This is a genomic window from Saccharothrix hoggarensis, from assembly GCF_042678885.1.
GTDB lineage: Bacteria > Actinomycetota > Actinomycetes > Mycobacteriales > Pseudonocardiaceae > Actinosynnema > Actinosynnema hoggarensis.
This window is the reverse complement of sequence record NZ_JBHTLK010000388.1, coordinates 1-3,586: the sequence shown is the minus strand read 5'-3', so window position 1 is coordinate 3,586 and position 3,586 is coordinate 1. Positions and strand designations below refer to the sequence as shown.

Below are 3,586 nucleotides of genomic sequence, written 5' to 3'. Positions count from 1 at the left end.
GGCGCTGTTGCCGCACGGGCTCCGGCGCGACACCCGCCTGGTGGACGAGCCGCGCCCAGTGGGGCTGGTCGGCGACGAACGGGCACACGACCTGCGGCGTGCCCGAGGCCAGCGCGGCGGCGGTCGTGCCGGCGCCCCCGTGGTGCACGACGGCGCTGGTGCGCGGGAACAGCCAGTCGTGCGGCGCCTGGTCGATGACGAGCACGTCGCGCGACGACGGCCCGGTGGCGATGCCACCCCAGCCCGTGGCCAGCACCGCCCGCACCCCGGCCTCCCGGACGGCCTCGGTGACGAGCGCGCCGAGGCGGGCGGTGTCGCGACCGGCCATGCTGCCGAACCCGACGTAGACCGGCGGCGGGCCGTCGTCGAGGAAGGCGGCCAGCTCGGGCGGCGGCGACCACGACGCCGACGCGGGCAGGTACCAGAAACCCGTGGTGCGCACGGTGTCCGGCCAGTCCGGCGCGACCGGGGACACCGACGGGCTGAACGCCTGCACGACGGTGCGGGGACGGCCCTCCTCGTCGCGCAACAGGTCGTGGCTGCCTCGACGGCGCGGCAACCCGAGGTCCTCGGTGCGCCAGGCCGTGGCGATCCCGGCGTACGCGCGCAGGGTGGCGCCCACCGTCAGGTAGGTGGCGCGGTTCAACGCCCGCGGCACGCGCGGGAGCGGCACCAGGGGGCACGGGAACGCCGACGTGGGAACCCAACCCGGTTGCAGCGCCGCGAGGACCGCCGGGACGCCGAGCATCTCGGCGACGTGGTGCGCGGGCAGGGTCGGCGAGTGCACCACGACGTCCGGCCGGTGCGCGCGGGCCGCGACGCCGACGTCGCGCAGCACGGCGGCCATCAGCGGCTTGATCCGGCTCATCGTGCGCAGCGCCGTGACCTTGCCCCGGACGCCGCGGTAGCCGCCGTCGATCGCCTCCTCGACCACCGGGTCGTCCAGCAACCGGTTCGGCCCGTCGTCCAGCGCCGCGAACTCGACGTCACGCTCGCGCGCCGCCGGCTCGGAGGAGGCGGGCGCGGCCAGCACCGCGTCGTGGCCGGCCGCGCGCAGCGCCAGGGCGAGGGCCAGGAACGGCTGCACGTCACCCTGGGTGCCGTGCGTGACCAGCAGCGCTTTCACGACACCTCGCGCTGGGCGGCGGTGAACGCGGTGAGCCACCGCTCGTCGGTGAACAACCCGTGGGTCAGCATCTCCAGCCCGGCACGGGCGCCGCGCACGGCCACGGACGTCTCCGCCGGGTCGCCGCCCAGCGCCTCGCCCACCAGGTCTCCCAGCACCAGCGGCGCGAGCAGCCACGACACGTACGTCACCGCCCGCGCCCGCTCGTCCGCCGCCGGGCGCACCGCGCCCTCGGCCTCCCGTTCCGCCAGCCAGCGGCGCGTGGACTCCACGATCCCGGCGAACAGCGCCCGCGCCTCGTCCGTGGCCTCGACCAGCGCGCGGCCGAGGTAGCGGCGCACCGGTGTCGCGGCGCGCAACGACTCCACCAGCCCGGAGACGTCGCTGTCGCCACCGCCGGATCGGATCAGGGCCAGCACGTGCTCGTCGCACGCCCGCCGCAGGCCCTCCTTGGACTCGAAGTGGTGCAGCACCAGGGCCGGGGACACGCCGGCGTCGGCGGCGACCGCCCGCACCGACGTGCCCGCCACGCCGTCGAGCCCGAACCGCGCCAGGGCCGCGTCCCGGATGCGCGCCCTGGCGGTCATGTCGTCGACTGAACGCATGGTCAGTAGACTGATCAAACGTTCAGTCGTTGTCAACCCGGTCGTCGGCGCGCACGAGGTTGAACGCCGAGCGGGGGTCGAGCCCGCCGAACAACAGGGAGATCATGACCGCGGCCATGCCCTCGAGGTGGTGGGCGTGCCGGAGCCCGCCGACCGGCAACGGCTCGCAGCCGGTGTCGCGGATCAGGCGGGAGGCCAGGTCCAGCGCCACCGGGTCGTCGCCGCAGTGGGGCACGACCAGGCGGCGGCCGTCGAACTCCGGTGGGTCCATCTCCCACACCCGCGCGTGGCACAGGTTGAACGCCTTGACGACGTGCCCGCCGGTCACGTGCGCGATGTGCTGCGCCATCGACACGCCCGGTTCCGTGACGAGCGTGAAGTTCCCGACCTCGACCGGGTTGGTGCAGTCGAGCACCGGCTTGCCGCGCACCGCGTCGCCGATCGCGGCGAGCGTGGCCGGCACCCCCTGGTAGAGGACCGCGAGCAACGCCACGTCGCCGAACTCCGCGGCCTCGCGGAAGGTTCCGCTGCGGGCGCCCCACTTGCGGGCCAGCGCCCGCGCCTTCGCCTCCGTGCGGCCGGCGACCATCACCTCGTGGCCCGCCTCGACCCACCGGGTGCCCAACACGTCCGCCATCGACCCTGCGCCAAGAACACCGATTCTCACGACGGCGACGGTAGGAGGCCGTGGGGAACCGGCGGGTTCCCCACGGATCAGCCGCGGACCGGCTCCTCGACGGGATCGCCGGCGGGGTTATCGGCAGGGTCATCGGCGGGGTCGCCGGCGAGTTCGTCGGCGTGCTCCTCGGCCCACCGGGCGAGCGCCGAGACCGGTCCGAGCAGGCTCCGCCCGAGCGGCGTGAGGCGGTACTCCACCCCAGGCGGCGCGGTGCCGAGCCTCCGCCGCGCCACCAGCCCGTTGGCCTCCAGCTTGCGCAACGTCTGCGTCAGCACCTTCTTGCTGATCCCGCCGATGCGGTCGAGCAAATCGTTGTGGCGCAGGGGTCCCGGCCCCAACCCGAACACCACGACCACGGCCCAGGTGTCGGCCACCAGCCGCAACGTCGTGCGGGCCGGGCAGTCGGCCAGGAACACGTCCGAGTCGCTCATCCGCCCCCGCCCCCGCGATACGACACCCGCCGATTGAAGCAGGGACCGCGCCGCGGCGTCAGGCCGGGCGGGAGCGGAACGTCTTGCGGTACGCGTGCGGTGACGTGCCGACGATCCGGCCGAAGTGGTGGCGCAGGGTGTTGGCCGCGCCGAACCCGGTCTCCCGCGCCACCTGCTCCACCGGGAGGTCGGTGGTCTCCAGCAGCTGCTGGGCGCGCCGAACCCGCGCGGCGAGCAGCCACCGCATGGGCGCGCTGCCCACCTCCTGCCGGAACCGGCGGCTGAGGCTGCGCTCGCTCACGCCCGCGTGCCGGGCGATCGCGCCGAGCGTCAGCGGTTCCCGGAGGTTCGCCTCCAGCCACGCCAGGGTGGGCTGCAGCGAGGCGTCGGTGTCCGGCGGGTCGGCGTGGCGGAGGAACTGCGCCTGGCCGCCGTCGCGCTGGGGCGGCATCACGATCAGGCGGGCGACCTCGGCGGCGAACGCGGCGCCGTGGTCACGGCGCAGCAGGTGCAGGCACAGGTCGAGCCCGGCCGCCACGCCCGCCGACGTGAGCACGGCCCCCTCGTCGACGAACAGCACCGAGGCGTCCACCTCGACGTCGGGGTGCCGGCGCGCCAGCTCGGGCGCGTACTTCCAGTGCGTGGTGGCGCGCTTGCCGGCCAGCAGGCCGGTGCGGGCCAGGTCGAACGCCCCGGTGCAGATCGACGCGACCCGCGCGCCCCCGGCCGCGGCGGCGCGCACGGC

At 75.4% G+C, this 3,586-nt stretch carries 5 protein-coding genes; all 5 read right to left on the bottom strand.

What is annotated here, in order from left to right; genetic code table 11:
- Positions 1-1,126 (bottom strand): glycosyltransferase (locus tag ACFQ3T_RS35265; RefSeq protein WP_380730260.1); only part of this gene is annotated, 1,126 nt, incomplete at its 3' end.
- Positions 1,123-1,731, bottom strand: a complete 609-nt coding sequence (locus ACFQ3T_RS35260; protein ID WP_380730258.1) for a TetR/AcrR family transcriptional regulator — start codon at positions 1,729-1,731, stop codon at positions 1,123-1,125. The genes ACFQ3T_RS35265 and ACFQ3T_RS35260, both read right to left, overlap by 4 nt.
- 22 nt (positions 1,732-1,753) lie before the next feature.
- Positions 1,754-2,398: an NADPH-dependent F420 reductase gene (locus ACFQ3T_RS35255; RefSeq protein WP_380730256.1), complete on the bottom strand. Its 645-nt coding sequence runs from the start codon at positions 2,396-2,398 to the stop codon at positions 1,754-1,756.
- Positions 2,399-2,445: 47 nt separating this feature from the next.
- Positions 2,446-2,841, bottom strand: coding sequence for a winged helix-turn-helix transcriptional regulator (locus tag ACFQ3T_RS35250; protein ID WP_380730254.1), 396 nt, complete (start codon positions 2,839-2,841; stop codon positions 2,446-2,448).
- Between the two features lie 58 nt (positions 2,842-2,899).
- Positions 2,900-3,586, bottom strand: a 687-nt coding sequence (locus ACFQ3T_RS35245; RefSeq protein ID WP_380730251.1) for a GlxA family transcriptional regulator, incomplete at its 5' end; no start/stop codon positions are given.

Excerpts from the sequence above, each read along its gene's own strand:
- ACFQ3T_RS35260 (WP_380730258.1), bottom strand. The coding sequence starts at position 1,731 with ATGCGTTCAGTCGACGACATGACCGCCAGGGCGCGCATCCGGGACGCG.
- ACFQ3T_RS35250 (WP_380730254.1), bottom strand. The coding sequence starts at position 2,841 with ATGAGCGACTCGGACGTGTTCCTGGCCGACTGCCCGGCCCGCACGACG.